Raw genomic sequence first — 736 nt, 5'->3', positions numbered from 1 at the left:
CGTAAACTATACACTTTACTTTGGTGTCGAAATTATAATAATGACAACAAATATCAGAATGTGTATAACAGTAAAAAAGAGTCATATTAAAATGAAGTCGATCATTCTTATAATTTTGATTACAAACCTTTTATCGGCTTGTGCATTAGCACCAAAGCTAAAACAGCCGAATGACAGGAACCGCGTGCCTATTAATAAAACAATCCCTGCCGAAATCAAGCGAGGAGACAACGGAATCTCATAAACTGATTTATGAAGTTAATAATGTAATGGTCAGTCTTTCTAAATATGTGAAAATTAAAAGGTATGAAATATGCAAAAGCTGATTATTATCATAGCGATTAGTGCTTTTTTTGGAACAACAAACTTAGCAAGAAGTAACACTCTTACTAAGCAAGGAGGAGGTCATAGCCGTTTTGCAGTTCCTAGTATAGGGTCAGGAAATCTCGATTCAAGCAACAATTATAAACCAAAACCACCAAAAGGCTATGAGCCACCACGTAAACTTCCACCCGATATTAAAATTGACCTTTCTAATTTGGGAACGATAAGAAATCGCGTACCGTCCAAACCTATTGGCTCTAAGCCATCTAACACACCTCCAGTATCTCCCACAGCTCAGGTACCTAAATCAACTTTCGTATCTGCTCCATCAGCAAAATATCTGGAGCTTACTAATCTATTAAAAAAAGGGGAAATTATTGAGCTCTTAAAAAAACAGCTTGAGTTGAAAAAA

The 736-nt window shown here is 35.6% G+C and carries 1 protein-coding gene and 1 pseudogene; both read left to right on the top strand.

What is annotated here, in order from left to right; all coding sequences use genetic code 11:
• The first annotated feature begins 91 nt into the window (after positions 1–91).
• Positions 92–244: a TrwH protein gene (locus ACFIM6_RS10050; protein WP_375612691.1), complete on the top strand. Its 153-nt coding sequence runs from the start codon at positions 92–94 to the stop codon at positions 242–244.
• Positions 245–313: 69 nt separating this feature from the next.
• Positions 314–736: pseudogene (locus ACFIM6_RS10045) on the top strand (hypothetical protein); the annotation flags it as partial.

The organism is Bartonella sp. AA9NXGY (assembly GCF_042196845.1).
In the GTDB taxonomy this organism is placed as follows: domain Bacteria; phylum Pseudomonadota; class Alphaproteobacteria; order Rhizobiales; family Rhizobiaceae; genus Bartonella.
Note: the sequence above shows the minus strand (reverse complement) of the source record. Positions and strands in the feature narration are given on the sequence as shown.